The organism is Pseudomonas chlororaphis (assembly GCF_001921865.1).
GTDB lineage: Bacteria > Pseudomonadota > Gammaproteobacteria > Pseudomonadales > Pseudomonadaceae > Aquipseudomonas > Aquipseudomonas chlororaphis_D.
This window is the reverse complement of record NZ_MSCT01000008.1, coordinates 290,690-307,951: the sequence shown is the minus strand read 5'-3', so window position 1 is coordinate 307,951 and position 17,262 is coordinate 290,690. Positions and strand designations below refer to the sequence as shown.

Genomic DNA, 17,262 nt, shown 5'->3' with positions numbered 1-17,262 from the left:
GCCATTATGGCCGCTCGGCTGTATGGCTGCATGCCCTCTTTGCACAGCCGCCGCTCACACCGTGGAGAACCTCAACAGCGTGGTTTGCCGGTACACCTGGCCCGGATCGAGGCGGCCGCTGGCAAGCCCCGGCAGATTCACGCCGTTGGGCGGGCCCTGCGCCTCCAGGGCGAAACCGCCCCAACGCGGATAAGGCTTGCCCGCCTTGCCTCGGACGCTGCCGTCAAAGGCATTGGCGGTGTAGAACTGCACGCCCGGCTCACTGGTAAACAACGCCAGGCGGCGCCCGCTGTGCGGGTCGTGAATGCTTGCCGCCGGGCACCCCAGGTCGCGTTGCGCCTCCAGCATCCAGTAATGATTGAACCCGCGTTGCGGCCAGCCGCTGAGAAGCAGTTGCGGATGCTCGTCGGCGAAGCACCGGCCAATGGGCGTCGGCTGGTTCAGGTCCAGCGGCGTACCGACCACCGACGCCCGCTCCCCCGTGGGGATCAGTTGCGCGTCCAGGGGCAGGTAATGCCCGGCCCGCAGCGTCACGACCTGGGAGAGGACGTCGCCGTTGCCGGCGCCCGCCAGGTTGAAATACGCATGCTGGGTCGGGTTGAACAGGGTCGGCCGGTCGGTCACCGCCTGATAGTCGATGCGCAGTTGGTCATGGTCGTCGAGGCAATAGCTGACCTCGACCTGCAGGTTGCCGGGAAAGCCCATCTCGCCATCCACCGACAGGCAACTGAGCCTCACCCCGGCGTGGTCGCTCCCCTCCCAGGGCAGCGCCGTCCAAAGCTTCTGGTCGAACCCGTGGCAGCCGCCGTGCAAGGCGTTGCTCCCATCGTTGAGCGGCACCTGGTAAGCCTGCCCATCCAGCCCGAAGCGCCCACCGGCCAGGCGATTGGCGTAGCGCCCGATCAGCGCGCCGAGGTACAGGTGACGATGCCGCCGATAGTCCTGGAGCCTGTCGAATCCGAGCACCACATCGTCGAAACCGCCGTGCCGGTCCGCCACCCTCAGCGCTTGCAGGATGCCGCCGTAGGTCAGCACCTGGGCCTGCATGCCACCGGCATTGCGCAACCGGTAAGCATGCACCGGCGTGCCGTCGTCCAGGCGGCCAAAGAGCCGTTGCTGGCAGCGACCGCTCATGCCCGCCCCCTCAACGCTGCTTGAGCCGGTCGATGATCACCGCCACCAGCAGGATCGAACCGCGGATCACGTACTGGTAGAAAGTGTCGATGTTCTTCAGGTTCATCGCGTTCTCGATGATCGCCAGGATCAGCACCCCGGCAATCACATGGCGGATCAGGCCGATGCCGCCGCTCAAGGACACGCCGCCCAGCACGCAGGCCGAGATCACCGTCAGCTCGAACCCCTGGCCGATCATCGGCTGGCCCGAAGTCATGCGCGACGCCAGGATCACCCCGGCCAGCGCGCCGATGACCCCGTGCACGGCAAAGATGACGATCTTGGTCCGGTCCACCTGGACCCCGGCCAGCAAGGCCGCTTCCTGGTTGCCGCCGATGGCCATGGTGTTGCGCCCGTAGGTGGTGTAGTTGAGCAGCCAGCCGAAGAACACGAAACACAGGACGGTGATCAGGATCGGCACCGGTACGCCGAACACCTGGCCGTTGCCGAACACGAAGAAGCCTTCGTTCATCACCCCGACCGCCTTGCCGTTGGAGAAGATATACGCCAGCCCGCGCACGATCTGCATGGTCGCCAGGGTGGTGATCAAGGCGTTGATCCGCAGCTTGGCGATCACGATGCCATTGATCAGGCCCACGCACAGGCCCATGGCCAACGCCGCCGAGACGCCGAAGAACACGCTGTCGGTGTCGCGGATGACGATCCCGGCCACCACGCCGGCGCAGGCGATGACCGAGCCGACCGACAGGTCGAAGTGCCCCGACGCCAGGCAGAACAACATGGTGCATGCGGCGATCCCGGTGGTGGAAATCGCCAGGCCCAGCCCGCGCATGTTCAGCGACGAGAGGAAGTTGTCGATGAACAGCGCGCAGAGCACGAAGATGCCCAGGGCCGCCAGCAGCATCACCCAGTCATCGAAGAACTTGCGCTGGTTGAAGCCCAGCCAGAACGCGTTGCTTTTCTTTACCTGTGACATACACACCTCGATCGTCAATCCCGCGAACGCGGGAGGGCCAGTTGCAACAGGCGGGCTTCGTCGGCCTCGCTGCGGGTCAGTTCGCCAGTGATCGCGCCTTCGCTCATGACCAGGATGCGATCGGCAATCCCCATGACCTCCATCAGGTCGCTGGACACCACGATCACCGCGATGCCCTGCCCGGCCAGGCGCTGGATGATCTGGTAGATCTCGGCCTTGGCGCCGATGTCGATGCCCCGGGTCGGTTCGTCGAGCAGCAGCACCTTCATCGGCATCGACAGCCAGCGCCCGAGAATGGCTTTCTGCTGGTTGCCGCCGGACAGGTAGAGAATCGGCTGGCTGGCCGAAGGCGTGCGGATGTTCAGCGAGCTGATCTGCTCCTGGGCGTTGTCGCGCTCCCAGGTGCCGCGCAGCAGCCAGCCGAAGCTCGCGTGACCGCCGCGCGCGCTGATGTTGATGTTCTCCGCGACGCTGGCGCGCGGCACGATGCCTTCTTTCTTGCGGTCTTCGGGGCACAGCAGCACCCCGGCGGCGATGGCATCGCGCGGCGTCTTGAACGCCACCTCCCGCTCGTGCAGTAGCAGGCGTCCGGCCTGGCTGCGGGCCAGCCCCGCCAGCAGGCGCAGCAGCTCGGTGCGCCCGGCGCCGACCAGGCCGAACAGCCCGAGGATCTCGCCCTTGTCCACGCTGAAGCTGGCCGGCTCGACCACGCCCGGGCCCAGCAGCCCTTCCACCCGCAGCGCCTGGCCGCCATGCGGGCGCGGGCGGTAGTTGTAGATGTCCTCGATGTCGCGACCGACCATGCAACTCACCAGGCGCTCGACGCTCAGTTGCCCCATGTCCTCGAAGGTGCAGACGAAGCGCCCGTCCTTGAACACGGTCACCGCGTCGCAGATGCGGAACACTTCCTCCATGCGGTGCGAGACATACAGAATCACCCGCCCCTCGTCGCGCAGCCGGGCGATGATCACCATCAGCCGCTCGATCTCCCGCGCCGACAGGCTGCTGGTCGGCTCGTCGAAGGCAATCACATGGGCGTTGCGCGACATGGCCTTGGCAATCTCCACCAACTGCCGCTGGCCCAAAGACAGGCTGCCCAGGCGGGCGCCGGGGTCGATCTCGTCGGCCAGGCCCCTGAGCAGCTCCCGCGCCTTGCGCAGCATCGCGCCACGGTCGACCACGCCGAAGCGCGCCGGCATATGCCCCAGCAACAGGTTCTCCGCCACGCTCATTTCCGGCACCAGTTGCAGCTCCTGGTGAATCACCGCCACGCCGTGGGCGATGCTGTCGGCCGCCGACCTGAAGCTCAGGGCCTGCTCGCCGATCTGCAAATGACCGCTGTTGGGCGTGTAGAAACCGCCGAGGATTTTCAGCAGCGTCGACTTGCCCGCGCCGTTCTCGCCCATCAACGCGTGCACGCTGTGGGGCCGCGCCTCGAAGCTGATCTGCGACAGCGCCCTGACCCCGGGGAACTCCTTGCCGATCCCGTTGAAACGCAGGCTCTCACTGACTTTCGCTGGTTCCATCATGTCCACCTCCCGCCCCTGTAGACGTGAGTTCGCTGGCGACTCAAGCCGAGGCCTCTGCGCTCGACCGCCCTCATTTCCACAACCCGATGCGGGTCAGCTCTTGCTGGAAGTTGGCCCGGGTGATCAGGGTCACGTTGTCCAGCGCGGTGTACTTGGCCGGCGCCTTGCCAGCGGTGACCCACTCGAACATCTGCACGGCGGTTTCATAACCGGAGGTGTCGGGGCTGAGCAGCATCGAGCCGAAGAAGCCGCTGTCGGCCTTTTTCAGCTCGCCGATGGCGTCCGTGCCGTTGATGCCCACGCCTATCACGTTGGCCGCCTTGAAGCCGGCGCTTTCAGTGGCGCGCACGCCGCCCAGCACCGCGCTGTCATTCATGCCGCCGATCAGCAGGTGGGTCGCCGTGCCCGGCAGCTTGACCAGCGCCGAGTTGGTGGCGTCCATGCTCCCCGGCACGTCGAGGGTCTTCTGCGCGGTGAACAGGATGTGGTCCGCCGGCAGGCCCGCCGCCTTCAGCGAATCCACCGAACCGTCCGTGCGTTTCTTGCCGGTATCCAGTTCGTCGAAGGTGTTGATCACCGCGTAGGTGCTGTTCAGGTCCCAGCCGCGCCTTTTCGCTTCATCGATCATCGCCAGGCCTTGCTTCTGGCCGATCTTGAACGCGGCCAGGCCGACGTAGGGAACGTCCTCCATGGGTTGGCCGTGGGCGTCGACGAAACGGTCGTCCACCGCCAGCACCTTGAGCCCGTTGAGCGTGGCCTTGGCCATGATCGCCGGACCCAGCGAAGTGTCCGGCGGGCAGATGACAAACCCCTTGGCGCCGTTGGCCGCCAGGGTGTCGATGGCGGCCAGGGTCTTCTCGCCGTCGGGCACGGCGATCTTGATCACCGTGAAGCCCTTGTCCTGGCCGGCCTTTTCGGCAAAGGCCCACTCGGTCTGGAACCATGGCTCCTCGGCCTGCTTGACCAGGAAGCCGATCTTCACCTCCTCGGCGCTGGCCAGGCTCGAACCGGCACTGGCGACGAACAGCGCGGCGGCACAACCGAGCGCGCGCAGGGTGGAACCAACAGACAGGCGATGCGTAGACATAAGTAACCCTCTTGTTGTTTTTCGATCGTTACGTACGAAACAGCGTCCCGAGGGGTCGGGGTCAGTCGTGGTACAGCACCGAGCGCCCGCCATCGATCATCAGGCAGGCGGCATTGATGAAAGGCGCCTCGTCGGTGGCGAGGAACAGCGCGGTCATCGCCACCTCGACCGGCTGGCCGATGCGCCGCGGCGGATGCAGGTCGAGCGCCCGCTGGCGCTCGGCGTGGGGGTCGTCGAAACCGTTCCAGTAATCGACGTTGAGCTGGGTCTCGATGTAGCCCGGGGCGATGGCATTCACGCGGATGCCCTGGGGCGCGTATTCGATGCCCAGCGCCCGGGTCAGCCCGAGCAGGCCGTGCTTGGCCACCGGGTAGGGAAAGCAGCCGGGGATGATGTGGCTGGAATGGGTCGAGGCGATATTGATGATGTTGCCGATGCCCTGCCCGATCATGTGCGGCAGCACCTCGCGGCAGCCGAACCAGGCGCCGTCGAGGTCGATGGCGAAGCAGCGGCGCCAGTCTTCGTCGCTCATGTGCAGCGGGTCGCGGAACACATTCACCCCGGCGCAATTGACCAGCACATCGACCCGGCCGAAACGCTCGATGGCCAGTTCCACCACCGCGCGCCATTGCTCCCGGGACGTGATGTCCAGCGCCTGGGCATGCACCTGGGCGCCGCGCTCGCGCCAGCGCGCCGCCACCCGCTCGACCTTTTCGCCCTGGATATCGGCGATCACCAGCCGCGCCTGCTGGGCCTGGAAGCAAGCGACGATCGCCTCGCCAATGCCCTGGGCGGCGCCGGTGACGATCACCACTTTGCCTTGCAGACGGTCGCCGTACGTGGGTTCCGGGACCTCGGGTAACGACAGTGTTTCAGCCATTGCACAGACTCCTGCAATCAGTAAGGTTTCAACCCGCGAAACGCTGGCAGGGCAACCCCGCCAGCTCGACCCGGGCCATCAGTAACGCACCGTCCAGCGCTTCTCCACCGTGGGCGCCCCGCGCGCTGGTGACGTAGAGGGTGCGCAGGTCCGGGCCGCCAAACACGCAGCTGGTGGGATACCGGACCGGCAGCTCGATCACCCGGTCGATACTGCCGTCGGGGGCATGACGGATCAGGCAGTGGCCGTCCCAGCGCGCATTCCAGATGTAGCCCTGGCTGTCCATCGCCGAGCCGTCCGGCACGCCGCGGGGGCTGGGTTGGGCCCATGCCCGGCGCGGGCCGAGGCGGCCGTCGGGCGCCACGGCATAGGCGTAGAGCTGGCCGTCCAGGCTGTCCGCGCAATACAACTCCTCTCCCGAAGCGTTCCAGAGCAAGGTGTTGACGATGCCCTGCCCCTCCAGCAACGGCGTGACCCGGGCATCGGGGTCCACCCGGAACAGGCCGCCTGAGCGCCGGGTGATGGGCAGGTCGCCGCCCTGCTCGTCCAGGTTGTTCTGCATGCTGCCCAGCCATAGCCGCCCTTGCGCATCGCAGCGGGCCTCGTTGGCCCGGTTGCCGCCGAGCGGATCGGCCACGCAGAACAGGCGCAGCTTTGGCTCGTGCGCCGGCGAATCCAGGTCCAGGCGATAGACGCCGCTGGCCAGGGTCACCAGGGCGTCGCCCGACTCACAAGGTATGAACGCCGACACGGCTTCGGGCAGGCGCCAGTACTGATAACGGCCAAGGCTCAGGCGACAGGCCAGCCGCGCGGCAATGTCCACCCAATACAAGGCCTGGGTCGCGCCATCCCAGAACGGCCCTTCCGCGAGCCTGAAGCGCTCGTCGATCAGCGCTTGCCAGTGCATGGTGCTTGCTCCTCTGCCGCCAGTTCGATGCGCTCGACCTTGCCCACCAGCAGCACGTAGGACAGCGCGCCCGCCAGCGCCAGCACGGCGATGTAGGTAATGGCCGGGGCGAAGGAGTCGCCGCTGGCCAGAAAGCCGATGACGATCGGCGTGGCGATCGCCGACAGGTTGCCGATGAAGTTGAACACCCCGCCGGTCAGCCCCAGCAGCCGCGCCGGCGCCAGGGTCGAGACCAGCGACCAGGTGATCGAGGCCAGGCCGTTGCCGAAGAACGCCAGCGCCAGGAAGGCGATCACCCAGGGCGTCGACTCGACGAAGTTGGCACCGATGATCGCGGTGGAAATCAGCAGCCCGCCGATGATCGGCAGCTTGCGGGCAAAGCCCACCGAGGCGCCGCGACGGATCAGCCAGTCGGAGAAAAACCCGGAACACAACACGCCGACGAAGGCCGCGAGGAACGGCAGCGACGCCAGCAGCCCGGACTTGATGAAGTCCATGCCGCGGTACTTCACCAGGTAGGTGGGGAACCAGGTCAGGAAGAACCACAGGGTCGAATTGAGGCAGAACTGGCCCAGGTAAATGCCCCACAGCTTGCGCTTGCTGAGGACGATGCCCAGGTCCGTCCAGTTGAAACGCGCCTTGGCCCGGGTCGCCTCGCGCTGGATATCCACCAGGCCGCCGCCCGCGCGGATCAGCTCGATTTCCGCCAGGTTGGCGCCTTTGAAATCCCGCGGTTCGCGATACACCGCGTACCAGATCGCCGCCCACAGGATGCCCACCGCGCCAGTGACGACGAACACCATGTGCCAGCCGAAGGCATGTTGCAGCCAGGCCAGCACCGGGGTCAGGAAAGCCAGCCCGACGAACTGCCCCGAGGTATAGAAACCGATGGCCGTGGCGCGCTCGCGCTCGGGAAACCAGGTGGTCACCACACGGCTGTTGATCGGGTAGGCCGGCGCCTCCAGCGCGCCCACCGCCATGCGCAGCACGAACAACGCAATAAAGCTGGAGGCGAAACCGAGCATCACGGTCGCCAGCGACCACAACAGCAGCGCCGCCGTATAGAGAACGCGCGGCGGCACCCGATCCACCAGCCAGCCGCCGGGGATCTGCATGGCGGCGTAGGTCCAGCCGAAGGCGGAGAAAATCAGCCCGACGTGGATCGGGTCGATGCCCAGGTCGCGGGTCAACGCCGGCGCGGCGATCGACAGGTTGCTGCGGTCCAGGTAGTTGATCACCACCGTGATGAACAACAGCACCATGATGAAAAAACGCTTGCGGCTGGGCGTGACCAGCGACGCCTGTCCGCTGAAGGTTTCCGGTTGCATGGAGGGTGCCTCTTCTTATGATTATTGAAGGCAATGCATCCCTGTACCTGTAGGAGCGAGCTGGCTCGCGATAGCGGCGGTTGCTTCAGCGCGACGATGAAGCGTTCATCGCGAGCAAGCTCGCTCCTACAGGGAGGGCGGGGTGAGTCGACTCACCATTCGGCGAAGCTGCCGTCGGCGTGACGCCAGATCGGGTTGCGCCAGCGATGGCCAACGGCCGCGCGCTCGATCACGTAGTCCTCATTGATCTCAATGCCCAGGCCCGGGCCGTTGGGAATCTTCACCATGCCCTGCTGGTAGTCGAAGACGTTCGGGTCCTTGAGGTAATCCAGCAGGTCGTTGCTTTCGTTGTAATGGATGCCCAGGCTCTGCTCCTGGATGAAGGCGTTGTAGCAGGCGGCGTCCAGTTGCAGGCAAGCGGCCAGGGCAATCGGCCCCAGCGGGCAATGCAGGGCCAGCGCCACGTCATAGGCTTCGGCCATGTTGGCGATCTTGCGGGTTTCGGTGATGCCGCCGGCATGGGAGGCGTCCGGCTGGATGATGTCGACGTAGCCTTCGCTGAGCACGCGCTTGAAATCCCAACGCGAGAACAGCCGCTCGCCCAGGGCGATCGGGGTGCTGGTCAGCGGCGCCAGCTCCTTGAGCGCCTCGTAGTTTTCGCTGAGCACCGGTTCTTCGATAAACATCAGCTTGTAAGGGTCGAGTTCCTTCATCAGCACCTTGGCCATGGGCTTGTGCACCCGGCCATGGAAGTCGACGCCGATGCCGACGTTGGGCCCAACCGCATCGCGCACGGCGGCGACGTTGGCCAGGGCCAGGTCGACCTTGTCGAAGGTGTCGAGGAATTGCAGTTCCTCGGTACCGTTCATTTTCACCGCGGTAAAGCCCCGCGCCACCGCCTCCTTGGCGGCGCGCGCGGTGTCGGCCGGACGGTCGCCGCCGATCCACGAGTAGACGCGGATCTTGTCGCGCACCTGGCCACCCAAAAGGTCGCTGACCGACACCCCCAGGGCCTTGCCCTTGATGTCCCACAGCGCCTGGTCGATGCCGGCCAGGGCGCTCATGTGGATCGCGCCGCCGCGGTAGAAGCCGCCGCGGTAGAGCACGGTCCAGATGTCCTCGATATTGCGCGGGTCCTTGCCGATCAGGTAATCGGCCAGTTCCTCCACCGCCGCGGCGACCGTATGCGCGCGGCCTTCGACCACGGGCTCGCCCCAACCGGTGACGCCCTGGTCGGTCTCGACCTTGAGAAAGCACCAGCGCGGCGGAACGATGAAGGTGGTCAGCTTAGTGATTTTCATCTTGTTATCTCTCTTGTCGGATGCGGCGCCTGGGCGCCAGAAGTCTTAACGCAGGGCATTCCAGGCCGCGACGTAGGCCTTGGCGTGGGTGGCCACCGCAGCGGCGCTCATCCCTGGCTTGAACAATCCGGAGCCCAGCCCGAAACCTTTCACGCCGGCCTCGACGAACACGCGCATGTTGTCCGGGGTGATCCCGCCCACCGGCAGCAGCACGGTGCCGGCCGGCAATACCGCGAGCCAGGCTTTCACCACCGCCGGGCCCATCTGCTCGGCCGGGAACAGCTTCAGCACGTCGGCGCCCTCGGCCAGCGCGGCAAAGGCCTCGGTCGGCGTGGCCACCCCCGGCGACAGGTACAGCCCGGCGGCCTTGGCGGCGCGCAAGACCTTGGGGTCGCTGTGGGGCATGACGATCACCTGGCCGCCCGCGGCCTTGACCTGTTCGACCTGCTCCGCGGTCAGCACCGTGCCGGCGCCGATCAGGCAATCGGCGGGCAAGGCGTCGCGCAGGATGCGGATGCTTTCATAGGGTTGGGGAGAATTGAGCGGCACCTCGATGACGCGCAATCCCGCCTGATACAACGCCTCGCCAATGGCGGCCGCTTCCTGCGGGCGCAGCCCCCGGAGAATGGCGATCAAGCCGTTGTGTGCCAGTGCTTGCTTGAGCATGTCGGACCTCTTTTCAAGGGTGAGCGCAAGGGCTGCGCGCCAGCAGCCCGGCCGCTTCGGCCAGGTGCCACAAACCGCGTTCGGTGGCCTGCTCGGCCAGGATCGCCTGGGGAAAACCGCAGGCCGACAGCGCCCGGCTATAGCGGGCACAGAGCTGGGCATTGCCGATCAGCACGATCGGCGGCAGCGCGTCGCTGCCGTTGCGACGCCGCTGCACCGCGGCCAGGGCCGAGAGTTCGTGACCGATCAACAGCCCCGACAGATAGTCCGGTTGGGCGCTGGCGCTCAACTCGCCGGTCAGGCCCAGGCTGCGGGCGCTGAACAGGGTCGACAGCGGGCCGATCTGGCCCTCGACGGACAAGGCCACCCGTACGCCGCGGTCGAAGGCACCGGCATCGAATGCCGCGCCGCGCGCCTGGGTACGGCCGAGAATGCTGTGTTGGCTGAGCACGGCGAACAGTTCGCCGGTCATGAAGGTGTCGAAATGCACGATGCGCCCGTCGGCCACTTGTACCCATTTCGAATGGCTGCCGGGCAGGCCGATCAACAGGTCGTCCCCTGCCCCGCCCGACAATTGCGGCAGCGCGCCCAAGACCTGGGTTTCCTCGCCACGCATCACATTGGGCAAGGGCGAACGCTGAATCACTCCGGGCACGATATGGACATCGACCCCGCGCCGACTGCGCAGGGTCACCATGGCCTCGCCGAGCCGGGCGACATCCGCCGGCGTCTCGCAGTAGACCGCCTCACGCCAGCCCTGGGCGCTGCCGACCATACCGCAAGCAATTACCGGTAGATCGGGCTGGGCATCGAGCCAGTCGCCGCAGGCCTCGTCGAAGGCCAGTTCGAAACCGTCGTCGCACAGCCGGCCGGCAATCAGCCGCGCCGCCTTCGGCAACTGCATGATCCCCGAGCTCAGCGAACGCTGTTCCAGCACCCGCCCACCCGCGGCGAGTTTGTAAGCACGAAGGGACGTCGTTCCCCAATCGAGCGCGATCAATTGCGCCTGCATCGCTTCACCTGTGAGTTGTTTTTGGCAGTGAGTGCGTAAGAGCCGATGGCGGCGACTATAAACCTGGCGGAATATAAATCTCAATATATAAATTACAATCCCATATTTTGGGATAAATCACTGTAACCGCCGTCGAAGGCTGCGATAGGACCGAAGCCCCCCCAGCGATCTCAAGACCTTGCGTCCGCTACGCGGCCGTACGCAGCCTCGCAGGCTCTGCAGCGGCTACAGGAATCTGCGCCGACCGGTAGGTCGCGCTTGGCTTTTGATCTTGATCTACCTGCCCCTTCGGCAGGCTTCGTTCCGGCGTTCATCAGGGGGTTGGCGCGCAGCGCCCCTCGACGCAGTCGAGGACATCGCCGGCGGCGATGCCCCCTGATGAATGCCGGAAGGAGGGAACCCGAGCGCAGCGAGGGCCGTACGCGGGGGCAAGCGTTTTTGCTTACTTTTTTGGCGTCTGAAAAAAGTGAGTCGCCGTAAGGGCGAAACCGCCAGCCGTCGTTACCGCAGCAACGGATATGTACCCGATCCAGAAAAGATGACGTGGCCCTCAAGTCATCGCGGGGCAATCGAACGTCACCAACCGCTCCTACAAAATTTGCAAAGAACCTCGCCTTGTCCGCTCCAGAACTGACGTCCTATAGTCCGCGCTCGCCCACATGGCGACCGGGTTTGGCGACCAGGAAACCTAACTGACAAGTAGCAACGCTTGCAGCTTTCGTCGTCAATCAACACGGAGAGTTACCCATGAACAAGCAATACATCCCCCTCACCGGCATCGACTGCACCATCCCCTGCCTGCTGATCGACAAAACCACCCCGCTCGACGTCCTCCACGCCAACAGCGCCGCCCGCCTGCCAGCCGTCACCCAACTGCTGGAAAGCCTGTCCCGTCTCGACATGAAAGACGCCGCCAGCACCGACCTGCAACACCTGGCCAACGCCAGCGCCATCCTGTTGCGCGACAGCTGCGATCTGCCGGACGTAATGGGTTGGCGCCTGCAGGCCTGAGCCCTTCTCGAACGGCGGCAGCCCTGAACGGAGGGCTGCCTTGAGCATGGAGTTGGGTGTCAGCATCGCTATCGCGAGCACGCTCGCTCCTGCAGGAGAGGAGCGCCGGATCAATCAGCCCTGGGCGAAAGCCCGCAGCACGTCGCCGTCCATGCGGTACTTCACCCACTCTTCCTGCGGCTGGGCGCCCAGGGATTTGTAGAACTGGATCGCCGGCTCGTTCCACTCCAGCACGCTCCACTCGAAGCGCCCGCAGCCGTTGTCGCAGGCGATCCGCGCCAGGTGGCGCAGCAGCTGTTTGCCGGCGCCGCCGCCGCGTTGTTCAGGGGTAATGTAGAGGTCTTCCAGGTACAGGCAATTGCTGCCCAGCCAAGTGGAATAGCTGAAGAAAAACACCGCGAAACCAATCGGCACACCGTCGCGCAGGCAGATCAGGCCATGGGCCGTGGCGCCCTCGCTGAACAGGCTGCGCTCAATGTCGGCGACGCTAGCGATGACCTCGTGGCGAGCACGCTCGTAATCGGCCAGCTCGGTGATGAAGGCCAGGATTTGCGGTGCATCGCTGGGCACGGCGGGGCGGATATCGACGGACATCGGTGGGTCTCGGTGGGAAAGCAGGCGGCCATAGTAGATCGACAAGGGAACGACATGCACGGGCATTTCACAGCGATGCGCGCGGACGTCGCGGCGGGTGTCGTCCAGGTCGGGATCAACCAATACCTGTAGCCGCTGCCGCAGGCTGCGATCGACCTCGCAGGGGACGCAGGATATTAGGACCGCTGAAGGCCTTCGGCCTTATCGCAGCCTGCGGCAGCGGCTACAGTAGCGCGTTATTCGCCTTCGCATAGTTGCTTGAAAATGACCGCCGACGCCTTCGCTCCCCTGTCCGATCTCGCCGCCACCCTCCTGCCCCATGCGCTTGGCCCCGTCGCCGATGGCGCCCACGACCTGTCGCACCTGCAACGGGTGTGGGCCAATGTGCGGCGTATCGCCCAGGAAGACGGCGGCGACCTGCACGTATTGCTGGCCGCCACCTTGCTGCACGATTGCGTCGCCGTGGAAAAGAACTCGCCGCTGCGCGCCCAGGCCTCGCGCCTGTCGGCGGAAAAAGCCTCGGCGCTGTTGCGCCAGCTCGGCTGGCCCGAAGCGCGAGTCGCCGCGGTGGCCCACGCCATCGCCGCCCACAGCTTCAGCGCGGCCATCGAACCCACGACCCTGGAAGCGTGGATCCTGCAGGATGCCGACCGTCTCGACGCCCTGGGCGCCGTCGGCGTGGCCCGGACCTTCTATGTCGGCGGCCGCCTCAATCGTGCGCTCTATGATGCCTGCGACCCCCGCGCGCAACACCGCGACTACGACGACTCGCGCTTCACCCTCGACCACTTCCACACCAAGCTGCTGCACCTGGCCGAGGGTTTTCGGACCCGAACCGGCGCGCACCTGGCGCAGGTGCGCCACGCCCGCCTGAAGCGCTTCATGGACGAACTCGTCGAGGAGATCGACGGCTGACGCCACGTCCTTACTCCGCCCCGGGCTAACCCTGAAGCCTGCAAGATCACAACTAACGCGACAGCCGCCCATGGTAGAACGGCGCCTCATGAATCCAACCGACCGCGAGGCCTGCGCATGTCCAGCGACACCCCACCATCCACGGTCCCGACCCGGCTGTTCGGGTTGTTCTGCCTGGCCAGTTACCTGCTGTCGCTGTCCTACGGCTCGACCTTCCTGCTCTCGCTGCTGATCGGCTCGCGCGGCGGCAACGAGCACGATGCGGGCAGCGTGATTTCGGTGGCCATGCTCAGCACCTTTGTCGCGGTGATCTTCTCCGGGCACCTGTCGGACTTGCTGGGCGCCGCCCGCGCGATTGCCCTGTTCGGCTGCCTGCTGGCGGTCGCCAGCCTGGGCTTCGCCCTGACCCCGGGTTTGGGCGACGCGCTGCTGTTTTTCGGCCTGACCCTGGGCCTGGGCTGGGGGGTGTTCTACACCCTGGGGCCGATCATCGTCGCGATGCTGGTGGCGCCGGCGCAGCGCGCACGGTTCTTCGCCCTGCTGTCGGGCAGCATGATGAGCGGCATCGGTTCCGGGCCGCTGCTGGGGCGCCTGGCCAGCGCCCTGGGCTACCCGCTGACCGCGGCCTTCGTGCTGGCCGCGGCGGCCAGCCTGATCGGTGTGCTGATTTTCTGGCGCCTGGGCGCCCTGCTGAAAAAACATCCCAGCCATCTCGGGGCCGGCGCGGCAAAAATCAGCTGGGCCAGTAGCGTCCGGGTGCTCTCGTCGAAAGCCCTGTTGCCGATCCTGATGGTTGGCCTGGGCGGTTGCGTCTTCGGCGGCCTGTCGAGTTTCCAGACCAGCTACGCGGCCTCGCGTTCGCTGGACTATTCGCTGTTCTTCCTCGGCTTCATGGCCGCCGCCATCGGCAGCCGCCTGTTGATCGCCGGCTTCGTGGTCAAGCGCGACGCCTACCGCGCGGCGTGTCTGCTCTCGGGGCTGATGCTGGGGTCGATCCTGATGTTCCAGCTGCTGGTCGACGACGCCATCAGTTATTTGCTGGCGGCCGTGGCGCTGGGGGTCGGCTATGGCCTGACCTATTCGGTGATCAATGGCCTGGCGGCCAACGAAGCACCGCCCGGCGACACCCCGCAAGCCCTGCTGCTGTTCAGCCTGGCCTACTTCATCGGGGTGTTCGGCTTCCCGCTGCTGGCCGGCAGGATCATCGTCGAACAGGGCATGCCGGCGCTGCTGCTCACGGTCCTGGGCGTGGCGGCGCTGAATTGGCTGATCAGCGTCGGGCGCCTGGTCTGGCGCGGCTTGAACCGCGACAAGGTCCTGCAGAACGCCTGAAGCCGTCGCGGCGTATTGGCGGGATAGACCGCTATCGCGAGCACGCTCGTTCCTACAGGAGCGCGTTTGTTCGCGATCCTCCCACTCTCAGGCGCCGCGCCCATTGACCAACGCATCCACCTGCGTTGTGCCCGGCGCGGTGGCCGGGCCCCAGCGGGTCACCGCCAGGGCCGCCGCGGCATTGGCACGGCGTGCCGCCTCAACCGGCGCCAACCCCTGGGCCAGCGCGGCGGCGAACACCCCGGCGTGGGCATCGCCGGCGCCGTTGCTGTCCACCGCCCGGACCTCGAACCCCGGCACATGGGCGCTCTGCCCATGCTGGCTGACCCAGCAGCCCCGGGGCCCGTCACGAACCACCAGCAAGACCTCTGGCGCCAGCATCTCATGCAGGCGCGGCAAGGCCTCGGCGAGGCTCGCGGCAGCCGTGAACGTCAAGGCCTCGACGCGGTTGCTGGTCCAGATATCGATGCGCGGCAGCAGGTGGCGCATCGCCGTGGCATCCGGCGACTCCACCAGCGGGCCCGGGTCGAACACCACGCGGATCGCCCGCGGCAAAGCCAGCAGCCAGTCCAGCAGGGCCTGGGCCTTGCCGGCATGCAACAGGCTGTAGCCGCTGACATAGACCAGGTCGTCGGCCCGCACCGCCACGCCGGCCAGGTCTTCCTGCGACAGCTGGCCTTCGGCGCCGATATAGGAAATGAAACTGCGTTCGGCGCTGGCTTCGGTCAGCGCCACGCACAGGCCCGTGTCCTCGGAGGAGCTGGCAGCAAGGGCAATCTGGATACCCTCGGCGCGCATCGCCTCACGCGCCAACTCGCCGAAACGGCCGTTGCCGTGACGCCCCAGGTAGACCACCGCCAAACCGTTGCGCTGGGCGGCGGCCATCACGTTGAAACCGCCGCCTGCCTCGAAGCGGGCGGACTGCGCGAGGACATCGCCGCCGGAGCTGGGCAAGCGGTCCACGGCCATCACCAGATCGATCATGACCTGGCCGGTGTGCAGCATTCTAGGCATTGGCGTTCTCGGCAAAGGCAGCGCGGCGGTCCCGGGCTCCGCCCAACGCGGCGTAGACACCCCCGGCCACCAGGAAGGTGACGATCCAGCCCAGGCCGTTATGCCCCAGCCAGGAGTCGGCCAGCGGCCCGGCGAACCAGACGTTATCGGCGGTGGTGCCGATGGTGGTGAAACTGAAACCCAGGACGATGGCCAGGGCCCAGGCGCCGAAAGCCCGCCACTCGACGCCGCCGCAATACCAGTAGGCGCTGCTCGGGCTGACATCCAGCAGGTCCTTGGGGCTGTAGTAGTGACGGTGGATCAGATCGACTACGAAGATCCCGACCCAGGCGGTGATCGGCACCGCCAGCAGGGAAATGAAGGTGATGAACGGCCCGTAGAAACTCTCGGCGATCAGCATGAAGTAGATGGAGCCGGCGAAGATCGCCACGATGTCCACCACCACCGCGTACACCCGCTTGACCTTGAGCCCCAGGGTCAGGGTCGTCAGGCCGGCCGAGTACACCGACAGGTTGTTCGACAGCAGCAGGCCGCCGAACGCGGTAATCAGGTACGGCACGGCCATCCAGGTCGGCAGCATGTCGCGGATCGCCACGATCGGGTCGGTGGCCGAGGCCAGGTCGTCGTTGCCCACCGACAGCAGGCCGCCCAGGGTAATCAGCAGCACCAGCGGAATGCCAGCGCCGAAGGCGGCCGAGACTACCAGGCGCGCGGCCTTGACGCTGCGGTGCTGGTAACGCGACATGTCGGCGCCGGCGTTGGCCCAACCAATCCCGGTGCCGGCCGCCATGGTGCCGACACCGATGATCATCGCGCTCAACGGCGCCGGGGTGGCATTGAACACCGCGCTCCAGTCAATGGTGGCGCAGAGGAAACCGCCCACCAGCAGGTTCAGCGCGCCGAACACATAGGTGGCCCACTTCTGGATCACCAGCAGGGTGGCGTGGCCGAGGCCGGAGACCGCCAGGGTCAGCAGCACGAAGATACCGATGAACAGCAGGGTCAGCAGCGGCGCGCTCTTGGCCGCCACTGGCGAGCCGAACAGGATCGAACACAGCGACAGCAGGACGAAGGCCGCGGTGGTGGTATTGACGGTTTCCCAGCCCAGGCGCGACATCAGCGAGACCAGGGTCGGGCCGATATTGCCGCGCACGCCGAAGATCGCCCGCGACAACGTCAGGCTCGGTGCCCGCCCGCGTCGGCCGGCGATGGAGATAATGCCCACCACGGCGAACGAACCGGCGGCGCCGAGAACCGCGACAATGACCGCCTGCCAGATCGCCAGCCCGCGAAAGGCCACCAGGGTCGCGCCCAGCGGCAGGCCGAGAATGCTGATGTTGGCAGCGAACCAGACCCAGAACAGTTGCAGCGGATGGCCGTTGCACTCGCCTTCCGGTACCGGCTCGATGCCCCGGGTTTCCAGTTGCCCGGCGCTTTGCCCGGCGTTCGATGCGCTCATGAAAAACTCCTGTTGCCCTTCTGTTGTGATTGTCGGCAATTTCGGAAGTCGACCGGACGTCCCGGCATTCCTCGCCGTATTCCTGCTATCCATGGCAAAAATGTAAGGCGCCGGGCT

16 protein-coding genes are annotated in these 17,262 nt (G+C 66.1%); 3 read left to right on the top strand and 13 right to left on the bottom strand.

Annotated elements, in window-relative coordinates; translation table 11 throughout:
* Nucleotides 1-54: 54 nt before the first annotated feature.
* From BTN82_RS08650 to BTN82_RS08605, 10 genes are all read right to left on the bottom strand, one after another.
* On the bottom strand, nucleotides 55-1,134 hold the full coding sequence (locus tag BTN82_RS08650) for an aldose epimerase family protein (RefSeq protein WP_075118729.1): 1,080 nt from the start codon (nucleotides 1,132-1,134) through the stop codon (nucleotides 55-57).
* 10 nt (nucleotides 1,135-1,144) lie between these two features.
* Nucleotides 1,145-2,110, bottom strand: a complete 966-nt coding sequence (gene araH, locus BTN82_RS08645; protein WP_075118728.1) for an L-arabinose ABC transporter permease AraH — start codon at nucleotides 2,108-2,110, stop codon at nucleotides 1,145-1,147.
* A 14-nt stretch (nucleotides 2,111-2,124) separates the two neighbouring features.
* Nucleotides 2,125-3,639 (bottom strand): L-arabinose ABC transporter ATP-binding protein AraG, encoded by a 1,515-nt coding sequence (araG, locus tag BTN82_RS08640; RefSeq protein ID WP_148169481.1) that lies wholly within the window; start codon nucleotides 3,637-3,639, stop codon nucleotides 2,125-2,127.
* Nucleotides 3,640-3,709: 70 nt separating this feature from the next.
* Nucleotides 3,710-4,726, bottom strand: a complete 1,017-nt coding sequence (locus tag BTN82_RS08635) for a substrate-binding domain-containing protein (RefSeq protein ID WP_075118727.1) — start codon at nucleotides 4,724-4,726, stop codon at nucleotides 3,710-3,712.
* 61 nt (nucleotides 4,727-4,787) lie between these two features.
* Complete coding sequence (locus BTN82_RS08630; protein ID WP_075118726.1) at nucleotides 4,788-5,606, bottom strand: SDR family oxidoreductase; 819 nt, start codon at nucleotides 5,604-5,606, stop codon at nucleotides 4,788-4,790.
* 28 nt (nucleotides 5,607-5,634) lie between these two features.
* Complete coding sequence (locus BTN82_RS08625) at nucleotides 5,635-6,513, bottom strand: SMP-30/gluconolactonase/LRE family protein (RefSeq protein ID WP_075118725.1); 879 nt, start codon at nucleotides 6,511-6,513, stop codon at nucleotides 5,635-5,637.
* Nucleotides 6,495-7,841: an MFS transporter gene (locus tag BTN82_RS08620; RefSeq protein ID WP_075118724.1), complete on the bottom strand. Its 1,347-nt coding sequence runs from the start codon at nucleotides 7,839-7,841 to the stop codon at nucleotides 6,495-6,497. Before BTN82_RS08620 ends, BTN82_RS08625 begins: the two co-directional genes overlap by 19 nt.
* Before the next feature lie 152 nt (nucleotides 7,842-7,993).
* A complete protein-coding gene (gene dgoD, locus BTN82_RS08615; RefSeq protein WP_075118723.1) occupies nucleotides 7,994-9,142 on the bottom strand; it encodes a galactonate dehydratase in 1,149 nt (382 codons plus the stop codon).
* 45 nt (nucleotides 9,143-9,187) lie between these two features.
* Nucleotides 9,188-9,808: a 2-dehydro-3-deoxy-6-phosphogalactonate aldolase gene (locus BTN82_RS08610; protein ID WP_075118722.1), complete on the bottom strand. Its 621-nt coding sequence runs from the start codon at nucleotides 9,806-9,808 to the stop codon at nucleotides 9,188-9,190.
* A 13-nt stretch (nucleotides 9,809-9,821) separates the two neighbouring features.
* On the bottom strand, nucleotides 9,822-10,820 hold the full coding sequence (locus tag BTN82_RS08605) for a 2-dehydro-3-deoxygalactonokinase (protein ID WP_075118721.1): 999 nt from the start codon (nucleotides 10,818-10,820) through the stop codon (nucleotides 9,822-9,824).
* Between the two features lie 747 nt (nucleotides 10,821-11,567).
* Here BTN82_RS08605 and BTN82_RS08600 point away from each other — a divergent pair.
* The gene (locus BTN82_RS08600) at nucleotides 11,568-11,831 is read left to right on the top strand and encodes a short-chain dehydrogenase (protein ID WP_075118720.1); all 264 of its coding nucleotides are present in this window, start codon (nucleotides 11,568-11,570) and stop codon (nucleotides 11,829-11,831) included.
* A 114-nt stretch (nucleotides 11,832-11,945) separates the two neighbouring features.
* Here BTN82_RS08600 and BTN82_RS08595 read toward each other — a convergent pair whose 3' ends face one another.
* Entirely contained in the window at nucleotides 11,946-12,425 is a 480-nt protein-coding gene (locus BTN82_RS08595; protein WP_075118719.1) for a GNAT family N-acetyltransferase, read from the bottom strand.
* 264 nt (nucleotides 12,426-12,689) lie between these two features.
* Between BTN82_RS08595 and BTN82_RS08590 the strand changes: the two genes are divergently transcribed.
* Together BTN82_RS08590 and BTN82_RS08585 are read left to right on the top strand one after the other, a co-directional pair.
* A complete protein-coding gene (locus BTN82_RS08590) occupies nucleotides 12,690-13,340 on the top strand; it encodes an HD domain-containing protein (RefSeq protein ID WP_075118718.1) in 651 nt (216 codons plus the stop codon).
* A 117-nt stretch (nucleotides 13,341-13,457) separates the two neighbouring features.
* Nucleotides 13,458-14,672: an MFS transporter gene (locus BTN82_RS08585; protein WP_075118717.1), complete on the top strand. Its 1,215-nt coding sequence runs from the start codon at nucleotides 13,458-13,460 to the stop codon at nucleotides 14,670-14,672.
* 87 nt (nucleotides 14,673-14,759) lie between these two features.
* Here the strand turns inward: BTN82_RS08585 and BTN82_RS08580 are convergent, their stop codons facing one another.
* The gene (locus BTN82_RS08580; protein ID WP_075118716.1) at nucleotides 14,760-15,686 is read right to left on the bottom strand and encodes a PfkB family carbohydrate kinase; all 927 of its coding nucleotides are present in this window, start codon (nucleotides 15,684-15,686) and stop codon (nucleotides 14,760-14,762) included.
* On the bottom strand, nucleotides 15,679-17,145 hold the full coding sequence (locus BTN82_RS08575) for a purine-cytosine permease family protein (protein ID WP_075118715.1): 1,467 nt from the start codon (nucleotides 17,143-17,145) through the stop codon (nucleotides 15,679-15,681). Before BTN82_RS08575 ends, BTN82_RS08580 begins: the two co-directional genes overlap by 8 nt.
* Nucleotides 17,146-17,262: the final 117 nt, after the last annotated feature.